The organism is Streptomyces sp. CA-249302 (genome assembly GCF_050936785.1).
Taxonomy (GTDB): Bacteria; Actinomycetota; Actinomycetes; order Streptomycetales; family Streptomycetaceae; genus Streptomyces.
Genome location: NZ_JBNJMG010000001.1, coordinates 10,667,990 through 10,694,048, shown reverse-complemented (window position 1 = coordinate 10,694,048; position 26,059 = coordinate 10,667,990). Strand labels below are relative to the sequence as shown.

General features: G+C 69.1%; 25 protein-coding genes. 14 read left to right on the top strand and 11 right to left on the bottom strand.

Translation table 11 applies throughout. The annotated features are described in order from the left end of the window. Positions 1 to 337: 337 nt before the first annotated feature. From ACQEWB_RS48400 to ACQEWB_RS48365, 8 genes are all read left to right on the top strand, one after another. A complete protein-coding gene (locus ACQEWB_RS48400; RefSeq protein ID WP_432843120.1) occupies positions 338 to 625 on the top strand; it encodes a transposase in 288 nt (95 codons plus the stop codon). Continuing rightward, a complete protein-coding gene (locus tag ACQEWB_RS48395) occupies positions 564 to 1,214 on the top strand; it encodes a transposase (RefSeq protein WP_432843118.1) in 651 nt (216 codons plus the stop codon). Before ACQEWB_RS48400 ends, ACQEWB_RS48395 begins: the two co-directional genes overlap by 62 nt. Next, positions 1,160 to 2,236 carry an NAD-dependent epimerase/dehydratase family protein gene (locus tag ACQEWB_RS48390; RefSeq protein ID WP_432843116.1) on the top strand — a complete coding sequence of 359 codons (1,077 nt, stop codon included), beginning with the start codon at positions 1,160 to 1,162 and terminating at the stop codon, positions 2,234 to 2,236. The genes ACQEWB_RS48395 and ACQEWB_RS48390 overlap by 55 nt, the downstream gene beginning before the upstream one ends. Before the next feature lie 557 nt (positions 2,237 to 2,793). Further along, positions 2,794 to 3,519: a DUF4142 domain-containing protein gene (locus tag ACQEWB_RS48385; RefSeq protein WP_432843114.1), complete on the top strand. Its 726-nt coding sequence runs from the start codon at positions 2,794 to 2,796 to the stop codon at positions 3,517 to 3,519. 542 nt (positions 3,520 to 4,061) lie between these two features. Beyond that, positions 4,062 to 5,873, top strand: a complete 1,812-nt coding sequence (locus ACQEWB_RS48380) for a protein kinase domain-containing protein (protein ID WP_432843112.1) — start codon at positions 4,062 to 4,064, stop codon at positions 5,871 to 5,873. Positions 5,874 to 6,096: 223 nt separating this feature from the next. Then, positions 6,097 to 6,858: a class I SAM-dependent methyltransferase gene (locus ACQEWB_RS48375; protein ID WP_432844393.1), complete on the top strand. Its 762-nt coding sequence runs from the start codon at positions 6,097 to 6,099 to the stop codon at positions 6,856 to 6,858. Between the two features lie 23 nt (positions 6,859 to 6,881). Further along, positions 6,882 to 7,355, top strand: coding sequence for an ATP-binding cassette domain-containing protein (locus tag ACQEWB_RS48370; RefSeq protein WP_432843110.1), 474 nt, complete (start codon positions 6,882 to 6,884; stop codon positions 7,353 to 7,355). Positions 7,356 to 7,524: 169 nt separating this feature from the next. Then, on the top strand, positions 7,525 to 7,881 hold the full coding sequence (locus ACQEWB_RS48365; RefSeq protein ID WP_432843108.1) for a DoxX family protein: 357 nt from the start codon (positions 7,525 to 7,527) through the stop codon (positions 7,879 to 7,881). Positions 7,882 to 8,113: 232 nt separating this feature from the next. Here ACQEWB_RS48365 and ACQEWB_RS48360 read toward each other — a convergent pair whose 3' ends face one another. Next, a complete protein-coding gene (locus tag ACQEWB_RS48360; protein ID WP_432843106.1) occupies positions 8,114 to 8,971 on the bottom strand; it encodes a hypothetical protein in 858 nt (285 codons plus the stop codon). A 322-nt stretch (positions 8,972 to 9,293) separates the two neighbouring features. On the opposite strand from ACQEWB_RS48360, the gene ACQEWB_RS48355 reads away from it, so the two are divergent. Beyond that, entirely contained in the window at positions 9,294 to 10,352 is a 1,059-nt protein-coding gene (locus ACQEWB_RS48355) for a M12 family metallopeptidase (RefSeq protein ID WP_432843104.1), read from the top strand. Between the two features lie 75 nt (positions 10,353 to 10,427). Here ACQEWB_RS48355 and ACQEWB_RS48350 read toward each other — a convergent pair whose 3' ends face one another. The 3 genes from ACQEWB_RS48350 to ACQEWB_RS48340 form a co-directional block, all read right to left on the bottom strand. Next, positions 10,428 to 12,347: an N-acetylmuramoyl-L-alanine amidase gene (locus tag ACQEWB_RS48350; RefSeq protein ID WP_432843102.1), complete on the bottom strand. Its 1,920-nt coding sequence runs from the start codon at positions 12,345 to 12,347 to the stop codon at positions 10,428 to 10,430. Between the two features lie 393 nt (positions 12,348 to 12,740). Further along, complete coding sequence (locus ACQEWB_RS48345; protein WP_432843100.1) at positions 12,741 to 13,412, bottom strand: SMI1/KNR4 family protein; 672 nt, start codon at positions 13,410 to 13,412, stop codon at positions 12,741 to 12,743. Positions 13,413 to 13,528: 116 nt separating this feature from the next. Then, a complete protein-coding gene (locus ACQEWB_RS48340) occupies positions 13,529 to 14,164 on the bottom strand; it encodes a hypothetical protein (RefSeq protein ID WP_432843098.1) in 636 nt (211 codons plus the stop codon). Between the two features lie 126 nt (positions 14,165 to 14,290). On the opposite strand from ACQEWB_RS48340, the gene ACQEWB_RS48335 reads away from it, so the two are divergent. Next, complete coding sequence (locus tag ACQEWB_RS48335) at positions 14,291 to 14,857, top strand: hypothetical protein (RefSeq protein WP_432843096.1); 567 nt, start codon at positions 14,291 to 14,293, stop codon at positions 14,855 to 14,857. Between the two features lie 282 nt (positions 14,858 to 15,139). Here the strand turns inward: ACQEWB_RS48335 and ACQEWB_RS48330 are convergent, their stop codons facing one another. Continuing rightward, on the bottom strand, positions 15,140 to 16,354 hold the full coding sequence (locus ACQEWB_RS48330) for an RNA-guided endonuclease InsQ/TnpB family protein (RefSeq protein WP_432843094.1): 1,215 nt from the start codon (positions 16,352 to 16,354) through the stop codon (positions 15,140 to 15,142). Positions 16,355 to 16,403: 49 nt separating this feature from the next. Here ACQEWB_RS48330 and tnpA point away from each other — a divergent pair, with 49 nt between their 5' ends. The 3 genes from tnpA (at position 16,404) to ACQEWB_RS48315 (ending at position 18,934) form a co-directional block, all read left to right on the top strand. Beyond that, a complete protein-coding gene (gene tnpA, locus ACQEWB_RS48325) occupies positions 16,404 to 16,832 on the top strand; it encodes an IS200/IS605 family transposase (RefSeq protein WP_432843092.1) in 429 nt (142 codons plus the stop codon). Between the two features lie 244 nt (positions 16,833 to 17,076). Next, positions 17,077 to 18,069 carry a helix-turn-helix domain-containing protein gene (locus tag ACQEWB_RS48320; protein WP_432844391.1) on the top strand — a complete coding sequence of 331 codons (993 nt, stop codon included), beginning with the start codon at positions 17,077 to 17,079 and terminating at the stop codon, positions 18,067 to 18,069. A 70-nt stretch (positions 18,070 to 18,139) separates the two neighbouring features. Next, complete coding sequence (locus tag ACQEWB_RS48315) at positions 18,140 to 18,934, top strand: hypothetical protein (protein ID WP_432843090.1); 795 nt, start codon at positions 18,140 to 18,142, stop codon at positions 18,932 to 18,934. 151 nt (positions 18,935 to 19,085) lie between these two features. Here the strand turns inward: ACQEWB_RS48315 and ACQEWB_RS48310 are convergent, their stop codons facing one another. After that, positions 19,086 to 19,661, bottom strand: coding sequence for a TetR/AcrR family transcriptional regulator (locus tag ACQEWB_RS48310; RefSeq protein WP_432843088.1), 576 nt, complete (start codon positions 19,659 to 19,661; stop codon positions 19,086 to 19,088). A gap of 148 nt (positions 19,662 to 19,809) precedes the next feature. Here ACQEWB_RS48310 and ACQEWB_RS48305 point away from each other — a divergent pair, with 148 nt between their 5' ends. After that, positions 19,810 to 20,655, top strand: a complete 846-nt coding sequence (locus ACQEWB_RS48305) for an SDR family NAD(P)-dependent oxidoreductase (protein WP_432843086.1) — start codon at positions 19,810 to 19,812, stop codon at positions 20,653 to 20,655. A 50-nt stretch (positions 20,656 to 20,705) separates the two neighbouring features. On the opposite strand, the gene ACQEWB_RS48300 is transcribed toward ACQEWB_RS48305, so the two are convergent. From ACQEWB_RS48300 to ACQEWB_RS48280, 5 genes are all read right to left on the bottom strand, one after another. Then, entirely contained in the window at positions 20,706 to 21,383 is a 678-nt protein-coding gene (locus tag ACQEWB_RS48300; protein WP_432843084.1) for a hypothetical protein, read from the bottom strand. Between the two features lie 186 nt (positions 21,384 to 21,569). Continuing rightward, entirely contained in the window at positions 21,570 to 24,221 is a 2,652-nt protein-coding gene (locus ACQEWB_RS48295) for an alpha-L-rhamnosidase C-terminal domain-containing protein (RefSeq protein WP_432843082.1), read from the bottom strand. Between the two features lie 124 nt (positions 24,222 to 24,345). Further along, positions 24,346 to 24,873: an STM3941 family protein gene (locus ACQEWB_RS48290; protein WP_432843080.1), complete on the bottom strand. Its 528-nt coding sequence runs from the start codon at positions 24,871 to 24,873 to the stop codon at positions 24,346 to 24,348. A gap of 4 nt (positions 24,874 to 24,877) precedes the next feature. After that, entirely contained in the window at positions 24,878 to 25,210 is a 333-nt protein-coding gene (locus ACQEWB_RS48285; RefSeq protein ID WP_432843078.1) for a hypothetical protein, read from the bottom strand. Further along, positions 25,207 to 26,025 (bottom strand): phytanoyl-CoA dioxygenase family protein, encoded by an 819-nt coding sequence (locus ACQEWB_RS48280; RefSeq protein ID WP_432843076.1) that lies wholly within the window; start codon positions 26,023 to 26,025, stop codon positions 25,207 to 25,209. Before ACQEWB_RS48280 ends, ACQEWB_RS48285 begins: the two co-directional genes overlap by 4 nt. Positions 26,026 to 26,059: the final 34 nt, after the last annotated feature.

Here is a 26,059-nt window from a genome sequence, read left to right as displayed (position 1 = left end):
CGCCGCCATCCGCCACAGTTCCGCCACACGGTCCTCGATCTCGTCGGATCCGGCAGAAAGGTCGCCGAGGCCGCCCAACTCTTCGGCGTCAGCGACCAGACGATCTATGTCAGGCCTCGCCAACATCCCATCGATACAGGGCAGTTGCTCGGCACACCTAGCAGCGACCAGCCAGAACTCGACTCCGCCCAACTCGGGACAGTTCGGAGTCTCCATCAGACCCGGAGCGGTTCAGTCAGAGGCGATCCCTCTGCTGTTGCATCTGCACGAATCTGAGACCGTGTTTGAGATCTGCCGTGCCCAGGTGGGTGCGTGGTCATTGAGCCTCATGTGAGCGGTGCTGGGGGGAGAGCACCCGTCGGACTTGACGGACGAGCAGTGGGCGTTGGTGGAGGTGTTGCTGCCGTCTGCGAGGGCGGGTCCGAAGGGAGGGCGGCGGGAGAAGTATCCGCTGCGGCGGATCGCGGACGCGATCTTCTACGTCTCGCGGACGAGCTGCGCTTGGCGGCAGCCGCCGAAGGACTTCACGCCGTGGCCGACGGCGTACTGGGTGGTAGTTCACGTTGTGGCACGACGACGGAACAGTCGAACGCATCCACGACGCACTGCGCGGCCAGAACCGTGAAGCCGACGGCCGCGACGCCGAGCCGAGCGCGGGCTTAATCGATTCGAGGTCCGTCCGCAATGCCGATACCGTTCCGGCAGCCACCAGACGATTCGACGCGGGCACGGAGGTCAAGGACCGTAAGCGGTTCATCGTCACCGAAACCCCCGGCCTGCTGCTGACCGTGCACGTGGTCGCGGCGAGCGTGCAGGATCGGGATGGCGCCCGCCGACCGCTGCTGTGGACGCGTCTCGGCCATCCGGGTATCAAGAAGATCTGGGCGGACCAGGGCTTCGCCGGCCGCTTGGTCAACTGGACCATCACCGTGCTCGACCGCCAGCTGGAGATCGTCCACAAGGACTCTGATTTCCCGGCAAGCCCTTGGCAATCTGCCGATGTGCCAGTCAAGACCCGCCTCCGCGGACACCAGTGCGGCGGCCCGGACACCCTGAGACGTCCAGCCGGTAACCGTCGTACCGCCGCGGCGTGCGTCGCCGCCCGGCGACAAGGACGAGCGAGTCGTCGAGGGAAGGTCGTCGTCGAGCAGGACCAGCGGTGGCAGGCTGCCCCCGTCGGCCGCCATCCCGTCGAAGCGCCGCTCGTGGCGTGAGTCCGCCAGGATCGCGCCGGGCGCGCAGTCGGCGAGGATCAAGCGCAGCCGGGTCATGGCGCGCCCGTTGGTCGGCGGATCCGCCGCTCGCCCCCCGTGCTCGGCAGGCGCGACCGCAATCCCCCGGGGAACGCAAATATCCGTCCTCCCGTAATCGAGCGAACGGCTTACGACCTGCATCAAGGCTGGTCGGGACGACAGGATTTGAACCTGCGGCCTCACCGCGCTCCCCGCGTGTGCCGGCCACACCCGACCACGCCGCCTGTCATTCCTCTGCCCTGACAGGGCAGGATCGACGCACAAGGATTCTCGTGATCGGCGGAACGTGGTTCCTGGGCAAGAAGATTACGGAAGGGGTACTCGCGAAAGGCTGGTCTGTCACCACCTTCAACCGCGGACGCTCCGGCCAGGACGTTGAAGGCGTCGAAACGGTACGCGGGGACCGAACAGCCGGGGATGACCTTCAGCGCCTCGCCCGGCAAGGGACTTGGGACGCTGTGATCGACGTCCAGCTCCGACTTCCCGCCCCGCGACATCCTGCTGGCCACAACCGCCCCAAGTGCCGCAGCTCGCCGCTGGGTACACATCTCCACCGTGTCCGTCTACCAGGGGTGGCCACACCAGTCCCTGACCGAGGTGTTCGGGAATGCCGCGGTCTTCCTCCGCCCCGGGGTCATCCTGGGCCCCGGGGAGCACGTTGGACGGCTCCCCTGGTGACTGACCCGGGCCAAGCAGGGCGGGAAGATCCTCGCCCCAGCGCCGAGCAGACAGCGGATCCCGCCGGTCGACGTCCGCGACGTGGCCGAGTTCGCCCTGGACCAGGCCGCGAGCGACACGAGCGGCGGCTACACCTCACCCACCCAGACGGGATCGCCTTCGAGGGGTTCATCAGCGAGTGCCTTTCCCACCGGAGGAGTAGGACCGCCCGTGTGGGTGAAGCCGGATGTACTTGTCGACCACGGCGTTGCTCAGTGGACCGAGTCGCCACTGTGGCGCACGCACGCCGGCACCTGGGCGGTTGACTCCAGCCGGGCGGTTGCTGCGGGACTACGGTGCCGACCAGTCGCAGAAACGGTCCGCGACACCTGGGCCTGGCTCGCAGCGGATGGGCGTCCCCTGGGCCACCCGAGGTGGGCAGAGCACGGGATCGCCTCGGAGAAGGAAGCGAATATCCTCGCCTCCTTGTGATCAGGAGGCAATGGCAAGGAGGGGAACGGGAGGGCCAAGCTGGCACGGTGGAAAGACCCGGGACATCTGATCACCGGGACATTTGATACGCCGATGCCGTCATCGACAGACCGGGAAGGACCGCAAGTGCGGGAATGGACGTGGCCCTTCCCGGCCGCCGCCCCATGATCGGCCGTGAGACACCCGGTCGGGATAGGGTCCAACGGTCCCTGCATGGGCCCATCGATAGGGACCAACGGCCCTTCTTCTCTTGGCTGTTGCCGGTCCAGGTGGGTCACCTGCGCGATCGCCGCGCGGTTTTGCGAAGTCATTGCGAGCCCAAGAGGTTCTGAGGGGCCCCGCGTTCGTATGTCCGTGCGTGCGGGATCCGCAAGCCGGATCAGGAGACACGGTGCTCGTTTCACGGAACGCGGCGGGAACCCTCTTTGTTAGTGGTGCGCTCGCCGCCACCCTGGGGTCCCTCCTCTACCCCGCCATGCTCGGAGTCCAGAAGGTCAACAGCGCACCCGAGCGGGTCATCGCCGCCCCGGAGAGCGGACAACTGACGGAAGCCGACCAGGATTTCGTGGTCAAGGTGCGCGCGGCCGGACTGTGGGAGTACCCCGTCGGCAAGATGACCTTGCGCAAGGGCACGACGAAGGCCGTCAGGACCGTCGGGCAGCAACTGGTTGCCGGGGCCGCCTCGTTGGACGCCGCCTGCCGCAAGACCGCCAGTGAGCTGGGCATCGCGCTGCCCGACCAGCCGTCGCCGCAACAGCAGGGGTTCGTGTCCCGGTTGAACGCCGACGGCGCCGAACAGTTCGGCGCCGACATGGCGACCACCGTGCGCGCGGCGGACGGCCAGTTGCTCACCACGATCGCGAGTGTCCGCAGCACCACGAGGAACTCGCTGGTCCGCGCGCTAGCCGACGAGGCGAACGACACGGTCCTGGACCACATCACGGACGTCGAGAAGACCGGCCTCGTCGACTTCGACCAGGCCCTCTTCCAGGAGACCTCGCCGCCCACGCTCCCGGCCAAGGACCTCACCCCACCGCCCGCCGTCGCGGGCCAACCGCAGGTCACCCTCACGCCCCCGGCCGACAGCACGGTCCCGCCGAGCCCGACGGTGGGGTGAGGGCCCCGGCCGATGAGCACCTCTCCGGTAATGCGCGTCCATCGTCGCGCCGGAGAGGCGCGGCGGGTGGCCCGCGGCAGCGTCCGTACCGGCCATGACCACGGCCTGATCGCGCTGGAATGCCCCAGCGGTGAACCACGGTGACAGTGCCCCCCTTCGGCAGTCCGGCGTGGTCCACGCCCATGGCCGGCGGCGGCTCCGTAGGCGTCGACCGTGAGGACCAGCCGCTCTGGGCGGTACACGCGGTCACGGGCGAGGCACGCCGACGTCTGCACACCGGCGGAGAGATACATGCAACGCCCATGCCGGCGGACGAGACGGTGTACGTCGGCAGCGAGGACGATGTGCGGTGCGGCGCTCCCAGCCGGCCAGCCAACCCGTTGACGGCTTTTCACAACCCCCTCCGAATCTCCACACGTCCTCCTTCCAGTGACCCGTGCGACAGAAGTGACCGATTCCCTGAACACGCGCGCGGGCTGGGGTTAGCCTCGTATCCCACTTCGGTGAACTGGCGTACGACGAACGTGACTTCGGGAGATTTCTTGTCGGAAGAGCGGCCGGTGCCGGCGGCCGATGCCGCCGCCGCGCTGCGGCAGACCGGTTGCTCACCACTGCGGAACGGCGACCCCGGGCGCGTGGGCCCCTACGTGCCGATGGCGTTGCTCGGCAGTGGCGGCATGGGACGGGTCTACCTGGCACGTTGCGCGGACGACGGCCCCGGTCTGGTCGCGGTGAAGGTGATCAGGCCGGAGTACGCCGAGGATCCCAGGTTCCGGCGCCGGTTCGAGCGCGAGGCATCGGTGCACGCCCGTCTTCGTACGCCGCACGCTCCGCGCCTTGCCGGCACGGGCTTCGATGACGAACTGCTGTGGATGGCCACGGAGTACCTCGCCGGCTTCGATCTGGCGGAGGCCGTACGAGAGGTCGGTCCTCTGGCGCCGGCCGCGGTCTGGCGGCTGGTGGCGGAGCTGGGGCAGGCTCTCGCAGACCTCTCCGTCGAGGGGATCGTGCACCGGGATCTGAAGCCGTCCAACGTGCTGCTGTCCGCCCGGGGCGCGCACGTGATCGACTTCGGTATCGCGAAGGCCGCGGACGCGAGTGCGCTCACCGGTACCGGAAACCGGGTGGGGACTCCTGCCTACATGTCGCCCGAGCATCTGCGCGAGGGGCGGTCCGACACGGCGTCTGATGTGTTCTCGCTGGCCGGGACGCTGGTCTACGCGACAGCGGGGCGGGCGCCGTTCGGCGACGGAACCGGTGTCGACGTGATGCACCGGGTGGCGTACGAGGACCCCGATCCCGAGGTGATCGGTCAGATCACGACGGCGGACGCGGAGCTCGGTTCCCTGCTGACCGCCTGCCTGGCCAAGGAGCCCTCGCGGCGGCCCACCCCGCAGGACCTCATCGAAGCGGCCGCGGCGTACTGCGTTGCGTCCACCTGGCCGCAGCCACTGCGCAGCAGGGTCCTGGACCGGCAGCGGGCATGCGAGGCGCTGCGCCGCGTGCCCGTCGCGGGCATGTCCGGTTCAGGGTCTCCGGGTGACCTGCCGCCGGTCGCCTCCGCGCAGATGCCCGAATCCGCTCCGCCTGGCCGGGAGAGCGCAGCCAGGGCCGCAGACGGACCGGTGGGAGCGCCTGCCCGGGCCCGGAGGAAGCGGTGGCTGGTCGCCGTCGCGGGCATCTCGGCCTGTGCCGTGGTCGCGGTGCCGTTACTGCTCATACGTCAGGACCCTCCCGCCGCCGACCCGGCGAAAGGTGGCGCCACAAAGGTCGTCGGCACCGCGCCCCGTGGCGACTCCAGCGCTCAGGTGTCGCCCAGCATGAACGGCCAGCCCCGGCCGAACGTCGACGGCGCGGTCGGGGACCGCGAGAGCCGGACCGACTCCACGCCGCGGCCCGGCGCTTCCGACTCCGCCAACGACCAGCACGACACCGCCTCTGCTCCAGGTACCGCGCCGAGCACCACCCGCTCGCCCTCAGCGACGGCCGACAGCCCCTCCGGCGGAACCGACACCGCTCCCTGGCTCACCGAGTGCCCGTACTACTCCGGCAACGGACGCACACGCCTTGGCGACAGCGGCAAGCGCGTACAGCAGGTTCAGTGCATGCTCACCGAACGCGGGTACAGCGTGGGAAGCACCGGCGTGGACGGCGAGTTCAGTACCGACACGGAGAGCGCGGTCCAGGCCTTCCAGTCGGACCGGGGCTGGACGCCGACGGCGTCGTGGCCCACGACACCTGGGTCGCGCTGCGCAGCACAGTGTGACGTCCGGGCCACGCACTCGCGAGCATCCGTCCGCCGCTCATGCCGCCCGCCAGGACCGCAACGGGTGGTCCGGACGACTCGTCGCTAGCCGTGATGGAAGAAGGGGTCCACGTCAGCAGCTTCGGCGCGCACCTGGATGCGATCTCGGCGGCGACGGAGGACCGGCATGGCAATCAGGGACAGTGGGCGCCGCCATCGGGCGGGGCCGGCTCCGGGCCGCAGGGCGGCGCGGCGGGGTGGGGGTGGGCCGACACGGCGCTACCGTCACGAAGGTGACAGGCAACGATTCCGACCGGCGGTGGTCCGCATCCATGCCGGCCGCCTACGAGCGGTACCTCGTGCCGGTGGTCTTCCAGCCGTTCGCGGAGGACCTCACGGCCCGGGCAGCGGCACTCGACCCTCGGCACATCCTCGAACTGGCAGCAGGCACTGGCGTGTTGACGTCCGAGCTGCTCGCGACGGCACCCTCAGCCGAGGTCACGGCCACCGACCTCAACGAGACCATGGTCGCTCTCGGGGCGACCCGGGCCCCGGGCGCGGCCTGGCGGCAGGCCGACGCGCAGCAGCTGCCGTTCCCGGACGCGAGCTTCGACCTGGTGGTCTGCCAGTTCGGTGTGATGTTCTTTCCCGACCGGGTCGCCGCCTTCACCGAGGTCCGCCGAGTGCTGGCCCCGGGCGGCCGGTTCCTGTTCAACACCTGGGCCCCACTCGCCACGCACGGCTTCGAAGTCGCGCTGCAAGCCGGACTGGAGCGGGCCTTCCCGGTCGACCCGCCGCGGTTTTTCGCCACGGTTCCGCACGGCTACGCCGACCCCACCCTCGTGACCGACGACCTGACGGCCGCCGGGTTCACCGTCGAGGACCAGCTGGAACTGACGCTTCAGGGCCGGGCTCCGTCGACCGCCGATCTCGCCACGGGATACCTCACCGGGACGCCGGTGCGTGCGGCCGTCGAGGATCGCGGCGACGCACCGGCCGTCCGAGCCACCGTCATCGAAGAGATGACGGCCCGTCTGGGCCCGGGGCCGGTCACCGCCCCCATGACGGCGTACGTATTCCGAGCCGCGGCCTGAACACAGCGCACAACGTTGCTGCCGTGGTTCAGCGGCCCGGCTTTCCGGGGCGCCGCTTGCCGACTCTGCGCGCGGTCGACGACGTCGACCTCAGGCTGCGCCGCGGGCGGACCCTGAATCCGGTGGGCGGATCGGGCTCGGGAAAGTCCGCCGCCGCGCACCTCGTGCCGCGCCTCGCCGACGCGAGTTGCGGACACATCCAGTTCGACGGCGCCGACGTCGGACAGTGGCCCGGGGACCTTATCCCCGATTCGAAGACCAGCGGGCACTGTGCGCCGGCTCGCTGCGCGAAGGCGGGAATGCAGACGCCGACTCCATGGCTACCGCCTCTGACTTCGCGCCCTCACAAGAGAGCGGTCCGGCAGACTGCCAGGAAAGGAAGAGCCTATCCGACCAGCGAGAGTGACGTTTTCCGGGCCTGTACCCGCCGCAAACCGACCAGGACGGTCCAGACCTTCCCGCACCAGCACGGTCCGCTCCGCTCGAAGTCCTCGTGAACCTCGAATAGTTGATCCCGGCCGCCCCGAGATCCCCCGGCGGAATCAGGTGCGTGTGCCCTCCAACGTCGGGTTGTCACGAAAACGAGCCGCCAATCGGTCATCCAGGGGAAGGGCATCTCGCGACGGGCTGCCCAGCAGCGTCATTCGTCCCAGAAACGGAGACAACTTGTTCGCCGCCTACCTTACGGTGACTCTCCTCGGCGTGGTCTTCAACGGTGCCGCCGCCGTCACCTACCTCATCGGCCACGAATACCCCAAGACCCAGGCGGACATGAAAGGGATCCCCCGCAAGTGGGTACCGGTGCTGGGCATGTTGTTGGCAGCGGGCACCGCGGGGCTGCTCGCCGGGCTTGCCGTGCCCGTTCTGGGAACCCTGGCCGCCGTCGGCCTCGTGCTCTACTTCGTCGGCGCCATCTTCGCCCACCTGCGGGTCGGTTCCCGCAACGTCGTCGGCGGGATCGTGTTCCTCGCCACCGCTGCGGCCGCCCTGGTGTTGGGGCTGGCCTACCACGGCGCCTACTGACCAGGGCAAGAAGCGCCGGCCGACGGTAGAGCTCCGACGCGGGTAGCGGCGTCGGAGCAGGGCCGCATGAGTTCGTCGGCACCGGAGTCGAACGGGGTGATCATGCCCTGTACGACTCCGGGCCGGTCCTGGCCGAAGGCCTTAGCCAGGCCGACTGGTCCAGGAAGGCGGGAGATTGCGAGCGGGCGGCTGGGCGGCTTCGCCGGGCGCGGCGGGCGGCGCGCCCGACTGCTTACCTGACGTCGACGAAGTCGCCGGTCGCTGTCGAGGAGGCGGTGGTGGCGGTGCCCGCGAAGGCGTAGCGGTAGTAACCGTCGACCGTGGCCTTGGTGGTGGTCTTCAGGACGCCGGTGGTGCTGGTCTTGACGGTCTTCAGGGTGGTGTACGTGCTGCTGCCCTTCTTGCGGAACTGCAGCTTCACGGGCTGGGACGCATAACCCGCGTACTTGCCCGTCGACCAGTTCGCGCGGGCGAGCTTGCCCGTGACCGTGATGGTCTTGCCCTTCTTGACCGGCTCGGGCGTGGCGTTGGCGGTCAGCGTGGAGGCCTTCTTGATCGCGGTGGTGGCGACGTCGTCGTTGTAGCTGGCGTTCGCGTACAGGTCCCACGCGCCCAGGAACAGCTTCCACGTCCCTGCGACGCCGTTGTCCTTCATGTCGGTGGCCGGGTGGATGTTGAAGACGGCCTTGCAGTTGTAGACGCCCTGGGTCGCGGTCTCCGTGCAGCTGGGGTCGTCGTCCGTCCCCAGGCCGCCGGTGATGCCGTCCGTGGTCGAGCTGTCGGTGCCCTGCCACAGGAAGGCCTCGGTGAGGGCGACGCCGTTCTGGTCGGTGGCGGTGTACGTGACGGTCACGGACTTGGTGCCGGTGACGCCGAGGACGATGTCCTTGCCACCGTTGATGACCGCGTTCGAGAACTTGGTGTTGCCCAAGGAGTCGTTCGGACGAACGGTCGTGGAGGCGTCGGAGGCGAAAGATCTGAGCTTCGTCGACGCAGCCGTGCGCTCCGACGCCTGAGCGGCGGCCGGAAGAGCGAGCGCGGAGAGAACGACGGCACCGGAGACGGTGACGGCCGCAACACGTATACGCATGAATCCCCCAAGGGAACCTGAGAGGCCCGCCGAAGTCCCCCTCCGGTCGGGCCTGTTGATCTCCGCATCATAGGAAATCGATTCAGAAACAGTGAAGATCCTTTGGGCAATAAGTGAGTAAGGGGTCACGGCTTTCACAAGTTGCAGAACGTCACGAAGCGCAAGAAGCTGGAAGCATCAGGCCGGGCTTCTCAGCAAGAGCCATAACACCGTGGTGGCGATCACTGTCGCGCCGCCGGCCTCCTCCTTCGCCCGGCCACCGGCCGACGGCCACGTATGCGCTCGCCCTCGCGGCAGAAGGCACGCGTGCGAAGGAGGCGTCATGAACGCGTCGGCCGAGAGCGGGACCGCCGTGCCCCGCTACTGCACTCAACACCCGCAGTCCCAACCCGTGTTGCGCCCGGACCTCAACCCGAATCGGTCCAGGGCCATACTCCTGGTCCGCGCCAAGTGGATCAACGGCACCGTCCTGCACTACGCATTCCTCGACCAGGGCGGCGACATCGGTGGCCCTGAGCAACTGGAGGAAGTCCGGCACGCCTTCCGGGCCTGGAAGGCCCTGGGGATCGGGCTGGAGTTCCAGGAGGTGGCCGATCCCGGCGACTCGGAGATCCGCATCCTGTTCCGGGAGAGCGAAGGGTCCGCGTCGTACGTCGGCCGGGACAACCTCGGCATCCCCGTCACCGAGGCGACCATGACGTTCGGCTGGGACCTGACCACCCCGTACGGCAGGGCGACCGCGCTGCATGAGATCGGGCACGCGATCGGCTTCGCCCACGAGCACCAGAACCCGTTCGCCGGGATCGTCTGGGACGAGGCGAAGGTCTACCAGGACCTCGGCGGACCGCCCAACAACTGGCCTCACGAGGTCACGTTCGACAACATCCTGCGCAAGCTGTCGCAGAACGAGGTGACGGGTTCGTCCTGGGATCCCGACTCGATCATGGAGTACAGCTTCGGGCCCGGCCTCATCGTCCGCCCGGAGGCCTACCGTGACGGCATCCCGGAGACGCTGGGCCTGTCCGCGACGGACAAGGAGCGGGTGCTGCAGTGGTACCCGCCGAAGGCCGCCAAGCCGGCCCGGCTCCAGCCGTTCCAGTCCACGCCGATGCGGCTCGCCACCGGGGACCAGGCCGACTTCGAGATCGTTGCACCGGAGACCCGCAGCTACCAGGTCGGCACGTTCGGCAACAGCGACGTCGTCCTGGCCCTGTTCGAGGAGACCGCCGACGGTCTGCGGTACGTCGCCGGCGATGACGACAGCGGGCAGGACCGCAACGGACGCCTCGATGTCCGGCTCGTGAAGGACCACCATTACGTGGCCCGCGCCCGCCTCTACTCCAGCTGGGGCAGCGGCTCCATCGCGCTCATGTACTGGTGAAGGGTGCCGGCCGCCCGAGGGGCGGCGAGGTCGACCAGGCGGCCGGCGAAAGCCTTCCGGAGGCGGAACGGGCCGTCAGCCGTCCGTGGCCGTGACGTCCGCGGCGTACACGAGGGCGACCCGGTGGTTGTACTGGATGGTGTACATCGCCTTGGCGCCGGTGACGACCGTTCCGCTGGAGGGGAAGAAGTCGTCCGTGAGGGACGGTGCCGCAGTGGCCACATAGGCCTGACCTGCCGGGACCACGTACATGCTCAACGGGGCCTGCGTCGAGGGAGACAGGCCCGAGGGGTACTCGCCGGCGTCCGGGTAGCTGGAGCCGTAGACCGCCACCGACGAGGTGCCGGCCGCTGCGATCACCTTCACGCCGTGGGCCGGGGCAGTGTTGCAGCCGTCCGGGTTGTGGAACCACACCTTCGCACCGCTGTACCAGATGGCGGTCCAGTCGCCGTCCTGACCGGCGACCACGAACTGCTGTCCCGCCACGGCCGTGCTGCCCCAGTCGTTGATCCGGTCGGTGCCGGCCGCGCCCGCGTGGATCGCCTGGTCGCCGAAGAGCGGGGCGGTGTCGCTCGGTTCGGTGCGCAGGTAGACGAAGTTCGACGGCTGCTGCACCTCGGTGCACGCCGTCGTGGCACCGGTCGGGTCGTCGGAGGGGCAGATCTGGACCGTCTGCGTGTTGTCGTCGAAGCGCGGAGCGATGGTGACCACGGAGCCGACGGGGCCGACGCCGTGCTTCGACGTGTGCACTCCGAGCAGGCCCATGAAGTGGTTCCAGTCCCAGGACGGGCCCGGGTCCCAGTGCATGCCGGAGACGAGGGACGACTTGGGTCCGGCGACGTTGTCGTGGCCGATGATGTGCTGGCGGTCCAGCGGTATGCCGAAGCGCGCGGCAAGGTACTTCACCAGCTCGGCCGTGGCCTCGTACTGCGCTTCGGTGTACCAGGTGGCTCCGTGCGCCGCGTAGCCCTCGTGCTCGATCCCGATCGAGTGCATGTTGGTCGAGTAGTTGCCCGCGTGGAAGGCGAGGTCCTTGGTGGGCACCATCTGGGTCACTGCGCCGTCGGAGGACCGCATGACGTAGTGCGCGGCGGCGCCGCCCGCCTGCTCGAAGGTGGTGATGGCGGCGTCGTACGAGCTCTCGGTGTCGTGGATGACGATGCTGTCGATCCGGATGCCGTTGGCAGGGCGGTTGGAGACCTGGCCGTTCGACGCCGCCGCCGGGACGAAGGTGCAGGCGACGGTGGTGGGACACTCGGTTTCGGTGTCCGCCGCGGACTCCAGGTGCAGCGAGGCCAGTTGTCCGGTGGACGGGCTGACGTCGCTGTCGGCCGCCAGGGACACGCGGCGGCCCTCGGCCGTGGTGCGGTGGGCGCCCTTCTTCACCGTGGCGAAGACGCGGTCGGCGAAGGCCTCGGCGCCCTGCCGTCGGGTGGACTGGCTGTAACGGGCCACGGCCGCGTACCAGTTGGCGGGGTCGGTCGACAGCGAGCCGGTCACCGTCTTCTGGTACGAGGCGAGAAGTGCCGCGCCGCCGCGGATGTTGGCCGACGGGTCGGTGCGCAACTCCTTCACCGACAGCCCGGTCAGCTTCGCGGCCGCCTGGATGGTGTGCAGAGCCGGAGCGGCGGCCAGCTTCGCCAACTCGCCACGGCCGACGGCGCCCGCGTCCCCGGAGGCCATCATCGCGGGAGTGACGTCCGTCAGGTGCATGGGCCCGTAGCCGCCGTCCGTGCTGTGCTGTCCGGCGTGCGTGTCCCAGGCCGACTCCTGGTACGCCACCGCCAGCAGCACCTGACGCGGGACGTGGTACGTGTCGGCGGCGGTCGTGAACTCCTGTTGCAGGGTGGGCTCCGCGGGCGCCGCATCACCCGTGGCCAGTGCAGGCATCTGCGTGGCTGTCCCGCCTGCGATGGCGAGAGCGGCGGCCGCGGCCAGCAGGGCGGGACGGCGGCGCTTTGACGCGTGTGCGCGCCTGGTCTTTCCAGTGGTCATGAAAGGGTCCTCGGACCTCAGAGAGTTCAAGTGGCCGAGTAGACGGGCGCATAAGACGACACATCGGTGCATCGACCGGTCGGCACGCGCACGGCTCCACACCCTGCGCAGGGCTCCGTCCATCGGAGTCTGGGCAGTGGATGATCCCCTCGGGACGATCCGACGTCAACTCCGGCTAGTCAAAGGGCACTTGAGGGGGATGGTGTCGGGTGTGACAATCACGGTCTCCCCGTCGCTTCTGGCAGACCTGATCCTTTGGCGCGGGGAGTGGAGGATGAGCTGGTCCCGCGCGTCGAGTCGGGCGACCCACGGCGTCAACGCGCGGACGTCTTCCGCCAGTTCAGCGTGGTGTCCTCGCGACCGGTAAAGACCGAACGTCGTCCAGCCCATCGCCTACGGGGCTGTGTGTTCGGCTTTCTCCAGCCATTCGGTGTACCAGCGGGCGAACCCCACCGGCATGGCGTCGTCGTCGAGCAGCGGGGCGAGGTCTACGTCGTCCACCCGGTTGTCGGACCAGATCGTGCCGCGGTGGCTGCCGCTGACGATCAGCCACTCCCTCTGGGCGCAGCCCAGGTGGCAGATCACGATGGCGCCGGCGGTGCGCTCCGGGGCGAACATGACATCCCCCCAGCGCTCGTCCCATCCCTCCATGGCGGCGTCGAAGTCCTCAGTGTTGTCGAAGTCCTCTTCCTCGGGGCATTGGGCAAGGAGGTCGTCGAGCAGCTTCGGGTCAGGGCCCTGTTCGGGAAACGGCTCGGAAAGCATCGACAGGTCGGCCATGTCCGCGCCGTCGCCTTCCCAGCGCCAGCGGCCTTGCTCGCGCCGAACCGGGAACAGACCATACGCAGGGCCCGCGCCGCCCGCGCCGACGTGGAGCAGGAAAGTCCGGTACTCCTCCGGCAGCCGCACGCCCATCTGAGCCTCGAGTTCGGCAAGCTCGTCCTGGGTGAGCGGTTCCTCCAGGACCCACTTGTGGCCCGGTGCCCCGAACACCTTGTCGCCGCCTGGCCCTCCGCCTGCCGCCTCGACCCGCTGACGTATGCCCACCCACCACTGATCAGTCATGTCCAGACCGTACGTGCAGCCACCGACATCTGGGCGCGGGGCCCAGGGCCGAGGTGCCGACGGGCAACGGAGCGGCCCGACAGCCGCTGGGGAGAGCGGCGCGTCACGACGGGTTGTCATATGCGCCAGGTGCTGGAGTACTGGATGTGCAGGCTTGCGGGTACGTTGCGACGGGTCTGGGGCCGTGGCCAGGGGCCGGGGCTGAGCTCTACGCAGAAGTGCCGGGCGTCCGGGTGGCGATGCAGATGGGACGGGGCTTCGTCGACGAGGCCGCGAAGTGTGGTGCCGTGCTCGCGAAACGCGGTGGAACTGCCCACGATGAACAGCGTATGCGCAGCGATGTGGAAATCGAGGTGGTCGCGGTACGACCGGAATTGCCGCTGCCGGTAATCGATGACCGCCTCGTCGGGGAAATCCTGGGCCGGGGTGGTGGGGGTCTGTGGTGTGCCGGCACCAAGTCGTGCCCGTACCTGTTTCCACGACGCGATCGGAAACTGCAGGCTGTGGTGGGCCAGAACCAGGTCCAGCGAGACCGGTTCACCTTCGCTCATGACGCCGTTGGGGACCGGGTTGGCGCGGATGGGCAGGTAGACCAGCGAGTGCGCGGACCGGGCGGCCAACGCCCACAGGTCGACGAGTTGGGCTGCGGCATGCCGGTCGGCGTACATCGACAGCCAATGACGGTCGTCGCGCAGCGCCAACCGTTCCGGGGTCGGGTCTGCCCGAATCACCCGAAACTCGTTGCTGCCCAACCGGACTCTGTGTATGTGCACCAGCTGTTTCACGGGCTTCCTACTGCTTCTCTCTCCTGATCGAGCCGAACCCTGCGCACCATGACACGATCCCGGGCGACATCGCACGACGGGGAAGGAAGACCGATGGCGCAACCCGAATTGTTCGATCTGGAAACCGTCGTCGTGGGGCAGCCGAAGCGTTCGCGATGGCGCAGCTACACAGGTCCCGCCCTGGCCGTATCCACCATCACCGGGATCCCACTCGCGCATGTCACACGCACCGACCCCACGCACTCGGTCCTCACGACGACATCCGGCGAGCTCATCGCTCGTATCGAACAGTACGGGCCGGCGGAGTTCCGCTTCACCGACGCCGCGGACCAGGAGGTCGGCACCGCCAACGCCCCTGGATACCTCACCACCCGGCAGCTGATCCTCCACACCCACCGGCAACGCCGCTTCCTCCTCACCCGGCCGGGGCTCCCGTTCACCCGATGGCAGCTCACCGAGACAGATCCGGAAGGAAGCCCGGCACCGGACATCCTCGGCCGGGTCACCGTGAGCACCACCGACTCGTGGATCGGGCTGCAGCAGTACGTCGTCGAAACCGACCCGCGCCTGGAAGCCTCCGAACGCCGCACCGTCCTCGCCTCGGTGGTCTGCCTGCATCGCCTGCGCCGGCCTCCGGACAGCACCACAACACCAGCGTGAGGAGGGCCCCGGCAACGCGTCCCTGGACGCGGGGGGGGCGGACCGTCGAGCACGACCGCAATGCGGATCTTCGGTAGGGTCGGCCCGAATTCCCCGGGCCTCGACCACCCCCCAGTCAACACCGAAGCTGATCAAATCCCCCAGCAAGAGAGAACGCACTCGACCTGGCCGGCATCAGCGCAGGTCCAAGAGCCTCGCCCGGTCAGCGAGCGACCCTGGTCGTGTCTCTCCTCGGAACGTAAGACGGTGACTCCTCCACCCCGTAAACGGGGTGGCTTCTCGCTAAGCGGGTTGAGCTTCGCGGCGGACCAGCCCGGCCCGTAGAACGTTCAGGGCGCCCACCGTGTCCGCGTGCGCGCGGTGGCCACACGAAACGCAGTGGAATTTCTCCTGGGTGGGCCGGTTCTCCTTGGCGGTGTGCCCGCATTCGGGGCACCGCCGGGAGGTGTTGCGGGGGTCCACGGCCATCACTTCCCGTCCGGCTCTTTCAGCCTTGGCGTTCAGGATCGCGAGGAACACCCCCCATCCGGCATCAGCTATCGAGCGGTTGAGCCCGGCTTTGGACGCGGCCCCGTTGGGCAGGAATTCGCCTGGCCTGTCGGGGTCGGGCTTCGGTGCGGGGGCCCGGCTCATGTTGCGGATCTTAAGGTCTTCGTACGCGATAAAGTCATGCTCACGGACCAGCGTCAGGGCGCTTTTGTGGGCGTGGTCAAGCCGCCGGCGTCGCACCTTGCCATGCAGCTCGGCAACCTTCTCCACGGCACGCTGGTGGTTGGCGGTGCGGTCCCTGGCCTTGCATCGCGGGAACCGGGACAGGGCTTGTTGCGCGGCTTCGAGCTTCACGGAAGCCTTCTGCCGGTGACGCGGATTGGCAACGAAGTTGCCGTTCGAGTCGGCGAGGAAGTTCGCTATGCCCACGTCGATGCCGACGACACTGCCGGTGGCGGGCAACGGCTCGGGCTGTGCCTGCTCTGCCGTCAGCACGACGAACCACTTACGGCCCTCGCGCTTGACGCTGACGGTCTTGACCTTGCCGGTCACCGGCCGGTGCTGGTTGACCTTGACGTGCCCAACGCCCTGGAAGCGGACGCGGGTGACCGGGTCGTGCGGCGCACTGTCCCAGCGGCAGCCGTCCCCGTCCTTGGGGAAGTCCACCGTGTCGAACCAGTTCACGCCTCGGAACCGCGGGTATCCAGGCGTCTCACCTGCTTTGACGCGGCGGAAGAACGCGGCGAACGCCTTGTCGAGCCGTCGCAGTGTCGCCTGTTGACTGGAGAAGGACCAGCGTCCCTGACGTTCCGGGTCGAAAGCCCGGATGTCCTTGAGCTGCGCAGACTGCATTCCGTACGTGACGCTTGTCTTCGACACGTGCCGGTAGGCGTCGCGGCGTTCCTGCAACGCGCCGTTGTAGAGCGAGCAGTGATCCCGCATCATCTCGCGAAGGGCCTCGTCCTGACGGACGGTGGGCCGCATGAGGAACTTGCACGCACGGATCATTCAGCCCACCCCCTTCGGGTCGGGTCGACCTCAATTCGAACATTGGTTCATGTCACCACGTTGGGAACCAAACCCCGATGTACGGCGCGGCCGTCACGTCCAATACAACCTGCACGCACACTTGGTATTTGCCACCAAGTACCGACGGAACGTCTTCAACGACACCATGCTCACCCGCTGCGAAGAGATCATACGGAAGGTCTGCGAGGACTTCGAGGCAGACCTGATCGAGTTCACCAGCGAAGAGGACCACGTGCACCTACTGGTGCATTACCCGCCGAAGGTCGCACTGTCGAACCTCGTCAACAGCCTCAAGGGCGTATCCTCGCGCCGGTTGCGGCAGGAGTTCACCGGCCGAGTGAGCCGCGCCATCATGCACGGCCGCTTCTGGTCAGGCTCCTACTTCGCCGGCTCATGCGGCGGCGCACCTCTCCAGGTAGTCAAGGACTACATCGAGAACCAGAAGCAGCCGGACTGAGCGCCGTGCCGCCGTGGAAGCTTTGTGAAGCGATGCTGCGGCGCTCCGCGCCGCAGGGCTCAGGATCGGATTCTCCCTCCCCGCCTCAAGGCGGGGATTCCCTCCGAAGAGGAGGGACGACAAGTTGACCCAGTGGTTGCGAGAGCGAAGGGGTCGTTTGGGGGTTCCATGGCAGGGCGTTGAATCTGCTGTGCTGTCCTGTTTTCGGCGACTTTCCGGGGGAGGACAGTACGTGATCGTGACCATGCGCAGTGAGGATCTGCCGCCCGCCGACCGCTTTCCGTGGTGGTGCGAGCAGATGGCCCAGGACATCGTGCCGTCGATGGTCAGCAGCCCGCACGCCGACGACTTCCGGTCCACGGTGACGGTGGCGGAGCTGGGCCCGGTCCTGCTGACGGCGCTGGACTACCCCGAGTTGCACTCCGTGCGCTCGTCGGCCCTGGTGCGTCGCTCGGACCCCGAGCGGTACGGGCTGAGCGTCGTCATGGCGAACGAGCTGTGCTGTGCCCAGCGGGACAACGAGTCCCGGCTGACCCCGGGCCATCTCCTGCTCCACGACACCTCTCAGCCCTTGGAAACGCACGCCGGGGTCGGCCGCGGGGAGATGGTGATGCTTCAACTGCCCAGGGCCGCGCTGCCGTTGCGTCCGGAACGGCTGTATCCGCTGCTCGCGCGGGCCATGTCCGGCGGCACCGGGATGAGCGCCGTCTTCGCCCGCTATCTGGTCGGCGTCGCCGGGGTTGTGAGACGGGGCGAGGTCGGCGAGCGCGAGGTGCGACGGCTCGGCGGGGTGGCCCTCGACCTGGCCGCCGCGACCCTGGCCTCGTACCTCGATGCCGAGGACCGGCTGTCCCCCGAGACCCGTCGGCAGGCGCTGCTCGCCCGGATCGAGGCGTTCGTCGAACTCAACCTCCCGGACCCGGAGTTGACGCCCGCGGCGATCGCCGCCCACCACCACATATCCCTGGGCTATCTGCACCGGCTCTTCCAGCACCGCGAACTCACCGTCGCGGCCTGGATTCGCCACCTGCGCATGGAGCGTGCCCGGGCCGACCTCGGCGACCCGCGTCTGCGCCATCATCCGGTCCATGTCCTCGGTGCGCGCTGGGGCTTCCGCCACGCCGCCGACTTCAGCCGCGCCTTTCGCACGGCGCACGGCATGCCCCCGGGCGACTACCGCCGCCAGGTCCTGGAGGCAGCCGGCACGGCAGTGGACGTAGCGTCAATCAACCGGTGACGCAACGCCAACGACGTCACCCCCTGCGCACTGACACCGTGTCCAACAGGTTCACGAACAGGAGTGCAGGATGAGTACGACAGCTCAGACAACCACGGCACAGGTCCGTCAGGCGATGGTGAGCAACTGTCTCTGGGGGGTCCAGCACACGGCAGACATCCACTACCCGCCGAAGCCCTCGGAGGCCCGGCCGATGCCCATCGGCATAGCCGTGCATCATCTCCCCTTCACGACCGACTGCTCCGGCTTCGCGACGCTGATGGCGAAGTGGAGCGGGGCTGGGGACCCGAACGGCAGCGGGTTCAACGGGGAGGGCTACACCGGCACGATGCTCGACCACTGTGAGCACATCAGCGCGGCCGAGACCCAGCCCGGTGACTTCGTGGTCTTCGGCCCGGGCGGCGGCGACCACGTGGTCGTCCTCGTCGAGAGCGCGGCCAAGGGGCTGGGGGCGCTGTGCGTGTCCCACGGCCAGGAGGCGGGTCCGCTCAAGACCACCGTGGCCGACGAGGCGAACTCGCATCCGAAGCCCATCACCTATCTTCGGCTGCCCGGCGGCGGTACCGGTTCGCCGACTCCGCCGTCCTCGAACCACAACCCGTTCTGCCCGCTCACCGTGGACGGCGGGTTCGGGCCGCTGACCGTCAAGGCGCTCCAGTGGGTGCTGGGTGTGAGCACGGACGGGCAGTTCGGGCCGAACACCAAGAAGGCCCTCCAGAGCCACCTCCATGTGCCGGTCGACGGCCAGATCGGTCCGCAGACCGTCAAGGCCCTCCAGGCGCACGTGGGTGTCCCTCAGGACGGGGACTGGGGGAAGCAGACCACGGAGGGGCTTCAGAAGGCGCTCAACGCGGGCCGCTTCTGAGAAGCCGGGGGGCGGCAGCCGGCCGAGAGCTCGGATCAGGGAGGGTGCTCGCCCGTGGGGGCGGGTGGGCGCAGCGCCCCGGGATCCTGACCGGCGTGCGGCTGCCGGCCGGAGATGCCGCGCGAACCTCGTGTTCGCGCGGCATCGACGGTTATCGGCCCGCTCCGTAGCGGAGGCCGTCGAGGAGCAGGTCCAGCAGGCGGTCGGCCCGTCCGCGCTGGTCGGGGGCGCTGGTGATCAGGGAGATGCCGCTGAGGCTGAGGCCGATGTCGACGGGGTCGATGTCCGGGCGCAGGAGGCCGGCTTCGGCGCCGGCGTGCAGCAGGGTGTTGACCGCGGTGCTCAGTCTGTCGAGGGACTCGGCGAAGGGGTCCGCGCCGGAGGCGATCGCGGCCCGCAGGGCTTCCGCCATGCCCTGTTTGGCGGCCAGGTAGTCGATGAACCTGTCCATCCACAGGCGCAGCGCCCGGTCCGGCGGGAAGTCGGAGAGCAGCTCCGCGGCGCTGTCGCAGACCCGGGCCAGCTCGTTGCGGTAGGCCGCCTCGACCAGCGCCTCGCGGGTGGGGAAATGGCGGTAGAGCGTGGCCGAGCCGACGCCTGCGGCCTTGGCGATCGTGTCGATCGGGACGTCCGCGCCCTTCTCGGAGAAGGCGCGCACGGCCGCTTCGAGGATGCGGTCCCGATTGCGGCGGGCATCGGCACGTAGTGGGCTCGGCTGGGCGGGCAAGGCTGCTCCTTTCCTCGAGGGATCAGTCTACCTGGACAACCGGGGAGTTCCCCGGTTACCGTTGTGACTAACCGGGGAACTCCCCGGTTACTGGCCGATGCCACTCGATGTCAGCCGATGCCAGCCACCCTCGACCAGGAGAACCCTGATGAGCTCCCCGAAGACCGTCCTGATCACCGGCACGTCCTCCGGCATCGGCCTGGCCGCCGCCGTCGGCGCCGCGCGGGCCGGCTGGACCACCGTCGCGACCATGCGGGACACGGGCAAGGCCGAGGCCCTACTCAAGGTCGCCGCCGAGAACGACGTCGCGGACCGTATCCAGGTCAAGCGCCTGGACGTGACCGACCCCGAGAGCATCGCCGGCTGCCTGGACGAGGTCATCGCCGAGCACGGCCACCTCGACGCGCTGGTCAACAACGCCGGCGCCGCCCAGGTCGGCACCATCGAGCAGAGCAGCCTCGACGACGTCCGCGCCGCGATGGAGGTCAACTTCTTCGGCGTGGTCGCCACCACCCGCGCCGCCCTCCCCCACCTGCGCGCCACCCAGGGCCGGGTGATCACCGTCACCAGCGTCGGCGGCATCGTCGGCCAGCCCTTCAACGAGGCCTACTGCGCAGCCAAGTTCGCCGTCGAGGGCTTCATGGAGTCCCTCGCCCCGGTCGCCGCCACCGTCGGCGTCGACGTCTCCGTGGTCGAACCGGGCGCGGTCGCCAGCGAGTTCGTCGCCAACCTCGGCCTCGACGTGCCCGCCCTGCTCACCGCGGCCGGCCCCTACGCCCCCGCCCTCCAGGCGTACATCGCCCGTACCCAGCAGTCCTTCGGCAACGCCCAGACTCCGGCCGAGGCCGCCGCGCCGATCGTCGAAGCCCTGACCGCCGACCGCCCGGCCTTCCGTATCCAGACCTCGCAGTGGGCCCGCGACTTCGTCGCCACCACGCTCGCCGACCTCGACGGCTCCGCCGTCCAGGACGTCACCCGCACCTGGGTCCGCTGAACCACCCCGGAGCAGGAACCACCTTCGCCGCTCGGGTGCCCTGACCACGGTCAGGTGTCCTGTACGACCAACCGGCCCTGCTCGGCGTCCGGTGAGACGAACGCGAACGCTGTGGGCGCGGCACCGAGGTTGAGGTGGAACGGCTGGAAGTTCGGGCTCAGTTGCAACGCCAGGTTCCAGGGGCCGCCGTCGGGCCAGTCATCTCCTTGGAAGAACGCCGGTGTTCCGCCGATCTTGTCGCCGCTGATCCGCTCCCAGTACTGATCGTGATCGTCGGGCTGCGGCCTCCCGTGGTCGTGCTGAGGACGGAAGTCGGGGTCCGTGTCGGGCCGGAGCCGGACGGTGTACTCGGCGTCGGACCCGTCCTCGGCGTGGTAGAGGGTGGGTCCGGTGGCCGTCGGGAGCGTCGAACCGCCGTAGACACCGCCCGGCTGCACGATGACCGCGTTCGCTCCCTCATCGGGAAAGGCGATGTCGGGGTCGAAGAAGGTCTCGTCGCCGTGCTCCGCGTGCGTCACGAAGACGTACGCCAGCTTGCCTCGCCCCACTTCGCCGAGCACGGCCCCGAGCTCGATCTGACAGACGAAGCGCATCGGCTCGTCCCACGCCTCGTTGACCGGCCAGCGCGGCTCGGCAAGCCACACCGGCTGGCCCCCGAACTTGGTGACCGGGGCGGTGATCGGCGCGTCGGCAGCAACGAACGCCTCGATCCTCGACGTCGCAACCATGAGCACCCTCCTCGTCGTGACCGCCCAGACAACCAGGGCGCCGCGTCAGACCGGACTACCGACCCATCGACCAATCGGCCAATCGACCTGCCGACGAAGCCGAATTCAAACGCGCGTTTAAATTAGCATCGGCGCTCCGATGCACGGCGGCTGGTCGCACGTCCCCCAACGCCCAACGGCAGTCGGTCAGTCCGTCCGCCGGGCCGTGAAGTGGTGCGTTCCGGCGGGTAGTTGGGAGACCGTGACCCGCCCGTCGACGTCGGCCACCCTGCCGTCCAGCGCTCGGCGCCCGTCCCACACCAGGCGACCGCCCATCCGCACGCTCAGGCGGCGGCTGTCCCCCGGCACGACGACCGCGCCCCGCGTCCCCTTGGGGACATCCACGCCGAGCCGGAAGACGGTGGCGGAGTTCTCCCAGGCCACCCGCAAGGGCCCGTGCGGGGTGGGGAGTTGGCCTTGGGCCCAGGTGACGTCGCCGGGATGCGGGCGGACCTCCCAGGTGGCGTATCCCGGCGTGGTCGGCCGGGCGCCCAGCAACTGGTGCGTGAGCGCGGGCAGGACGCCGGTGGACCAGCCGTGCGCCATGCTCGTATACGCGTCCTCGTACAAGGAGCCGCCCGGGCCGATGCCCTCCCAGTTGGTGATGCCCGGGTCGTGGCGGTCCATCCACCCGTAGGTACGGCGGATCTGGTCCAGCGCGGAATCGGCCCGGCCGGCCGTGAAGCGGGCCACGATCTCGGGATACGACGTGAACGCGTACACCCGCTGTGAGGCGCCGTCGAAGATCGTGTCGTTGTCCATGAACGCGTTGCCGTACGGGCGTTGTGTCGTGCCGTCGAGGTGGGCCAGGGCCGATGCCGCTCGGTCGGCGTCGGCGATGCCCGTGGTCACGGCGAGGGCGTTGCCGTCCTGGGCGTGGCGCGCGGGTCCCGTGCCCGAGTCGAGGTAGGCGCCCGCGGCTCCGTCCCACAGGTGTGAGTTGATCGCGTCCTTCACGGCGCCGGCCCGCGTCGTCCAGCGGGACGCGTCGGCCTCGTGGCCCAGCAGGCGGGCCAGCCGGGCGGCGTCGTTGAGGGCCTGGACGTACAGGGCGTTGTAGTAGGTGATGCGTCCCGTGCGGGACAGGAAGGCGTAGTCGCCGTATCCCCCGGTGTTGTTCAGCCCCTTGCTCAGCAGGCCCGCCTCGTCGGTGACGCTCGGGTACCAGGTGTCCAGCACCTTCAGCAGCTGGGGGTAGTAGCGGGCCGCGTAGGTGCGGTCCCCGGTGTAGAGGACGTAATCCCAGCTGCAGGTCACCCACCACAGCGGATAGTCGAACAACGGGAGGGTGTACGTGGCGATCGAGGCGGGCGGGATCCAGCCGTCGGCGCGCTGGTGTTCGGCGAGGTCGGCCAGGACGTTGCGGACGGCGGCCGCCGCGTCGTCGTGGGTGAGGTACAAGGTGGGGGCGGAGACGGCGAGGTCGCCGACGTAGGGGTCGCGGTCGCGTTTCGCTCCGTCGTGCAGGACGAGCTCGCCCTCCAGCGAGGCGCTCCACGCGCCGCGCGGGTCGACGTCGTCCTGGCGGAAGGTGTCGGTGACCAGTTCGTTGGTGTAGGCGGCCCCGTACCAGTAGCGGTTGAGGTCGTCGTCGGAGCACAGGAACCAGCCGCGGTAGCTGGCGGGTGTGCCCAGGTAGGCGGTGAAGTCCAGGCTGACGGCGTCGATTTCTACCGTTCCCCAGGGCTGGGCCGCCGGGGCGTCGGAGGCCAGGGCGTCGAGGGTGACGCGGAGGTAGCGGAAGCCGTGCAGCCCGTCGGCGTAGACCTTGTCGCCCGCCTGGAAGCCCTTGCGGTCCCGCCAGTCGGCGCCCTGCGCGGGTACGGCGAACTGGTCGCAGCCGCCGCCCGCGCCGCCGGACTGGTCGGAGCGGGTGAAGTCGGAGCGGTCGGTGAGGAACTGCCGTGTCTCGGAGAACGCCAGCCGCACGCCGGGCGAGTTGTCCGAGGCGGACGTGAACCGGATACGCGGGTAGCCGACCACGACCTTTCCGAAGTCGACCGTGACGCTCGGCGCCACCACCGGTTCGACCGGCTCCGGCCACACCTCGTTGATCCGGGTGAACGCACCCTTCGAGGTGTCCTGGACCCCGGTCACCGTGATCCGCACCCGGCTCGTGGAGACCGGCGCACTGAAGGTCACCGCCCGCTGGATGACATCGTTGTCGGCGACCGTCGCGGCGTTCTCCCAGGCCTCGCCCGCCCAGACGTCGACCGTGAAGTCGGTCGGCACGCCGTCACTGTTGGAGATCACCGTGATCCCGGACATGGCCTGGGCCTCGGGCAGGGTGATGGTCAGCGTGTCGGGGAAGGCGGCGAGGGTGTCGTCGTTCCAGAAGGTGTCCGGGTGGCCGTCGATGGCGTTGGCGGCTTCGTAGGTGCGTGGCTGCCCGTCGTTGCCGTTGTTGCCCGCGTGCGACGAGGATGCCTCGGCGGTGGTGCCGTCCGGCCAGCGAGGTGCGGGGGTCGGCTGCGGGCGGCGCAGGGTCGTTCTCGCACCGCCGGGCTTCAGCAGGGCTGCGGGGTTGCCGACGTCACCGGCCGAGTCGAGTACGCGCCCGGGCCGTACCGTGCGGGACGCCGGTCCCTGGACGTAGCGCTGCCAGCCGGTGCCGAGGCGCGGCGCCGGCTCGGGGGCAGCTGCCGCACCCAAGCCCGCGCCGGGCGCGGCCGCGGCCGGGCCGGCGACCAGAGGGGTGGCGGTCAGGGCGGCGGCTCCCGCCCCGACTCCGGCCGCGAGGACCGCGCGACGGCCGGGGCCGGGTTGTTCGGTGCTCGGCGATGTGCTGCTCGATGTCATGGCATCCCGTCCCTCGAAGGCGGCTTGAAACGATTCAATACGCTGGGGCAGGGCGACGTTATCCCAAGACTCCGACCGCGTACAGACACCGCACAGACGCTCCACCGGTTTCGATGTGGAGCATTCAGTGCTGCACCGACAGACCGGGGCAGTGGCGCCGCATCGCGTCCAGGACCGCCTCCGGCGGTACCGGCAGGGTGTTCGTGGCCATGTTGGCCGGGCCGAAACCGAGTCGGGCGTTCATGGACGCGGTGCTGCGGACGAGCCTGGGCGCACGGGCCAGGTAGGCGTCGGGATCGTGCAGGACCAGCTCGATGAAGAGCTGCGAGGTGTTGCGTACCCGTTGTTCGCGTATCCGCACGGCGGCTATCTCGTCCCAGCCGAAGCGGCCCAGCCTCGCGTGGTCCACTCCCCCGTCGTCCAGCGTGAGCTCCGGTCGGTCCAGGCTCAGGCGGCGGCCGATGAGCACCGCGCAGAAACCGAAGAAGGGGACGGCAGCCGCCCCCGCCACCGTCATCTTCACGGTGCTGTGGGCGACGAGGAACACCACGCCCGCGGCGACGAAGAGGAGGGAGCCGGCCAGCATGGCCCACACGCGCGCCTTGGGGAGCGGGTAGACCGTCGGGGGCAGTGGAACACCGTTACTGATCACGGGCTCAGACGATAGGACCACTGCCCTGGTCGGCGGAAGCCTTTCGCGGGTCGGCCACTGTCACGAGTTGTTCGAAGAAGAACTCGTGCTTGAGGAACGACGTCTCGTGTTCCGCCCCGGGGTACGGCGGGACGAGCTGGGCCGCCTGGATGAGGCGCCAGCCGTCCTGCAAGGCGGCGACACCCGTCTCGTACGGTGGCTCGTCGGTGTCTCCGGTGGTGGGGCGGGTCGTGCCGGTGCCGTCGTAGCGGGCCCAGCCGAGGACCGGGGAGTCGAGGGCGGAGGTGGCCAGGTAGAGGACGAGGACCTGCTGTCGGACTGTGGTGGAGGTGGTCATGCCGTGCTCCTCTGCGCCGGTCGGTTGGCGATGCGGGTCGCCCAGTACGCGATGTCGAAGTCCGGGTCCGCGGACAGGGACCGCCACAGCTTGATGCGGTTGTGGATCTCCAGGCGCCCCGTGGCCGGTTCGTACCAGGGGAAGGTACGGCCCAACTCCTCGCCCACGGCCGGGTCGTCGAGGTCCGTCGTGTCCCAGAGCCGTACCTGCGGCACGGTCGGGTTGAAGCGGATCTTGTACATGTGGCGGACGGTGTCACTGTCGTTGCGGCGGCCGCCGTGCCAGATGCCGTGGTGGAGCAGGACGACGGTGCCCGCGGGGCAGGTCAGCCGGATCTGGCCGCGCAGGTTCTGGTAGCGGCCGGTGTCGGACTCGTTGGTGCGGCGCAGCTGGCTGCCCGGGACGATGAGCGTGCCCCCCATGTCCGCGGTGACCTCCCGGGGGTAGTACATGAGCTGTACGTCGAAGGCGTCGGGCCGGACGTCGATGATGGCGTCGGCGTGCAGCGGCTGTGCACTGCCCTCACGCGGTTCGCGGGTGTGTACGTAGTGGTGGTCAACGGTCGGGTCCGGGCCCACCAGGCTCTCCAACGCGCCCGCGACGGCGGGCAGTTCGACGAGGCGGCGGGCGAAGGACCCCTCGGGGAACGCCTTCGGCACGGCCGTGCCGTAGGGCACGGAGGGCAGCCCGGCGGCGAAGGCGTCGAGGGCTTCGTCGTTCAGTTCCTGGGGCACTATGCCGTCCAGGCGCAGGAAGCCGTGCGCCACGAACCGCGCCACCTGGACGGAACTCAGGAGTTGTCGTGTGGTTGGCATGCGACAACCGTAGGAAGCGGCAGACCGTAAGTCG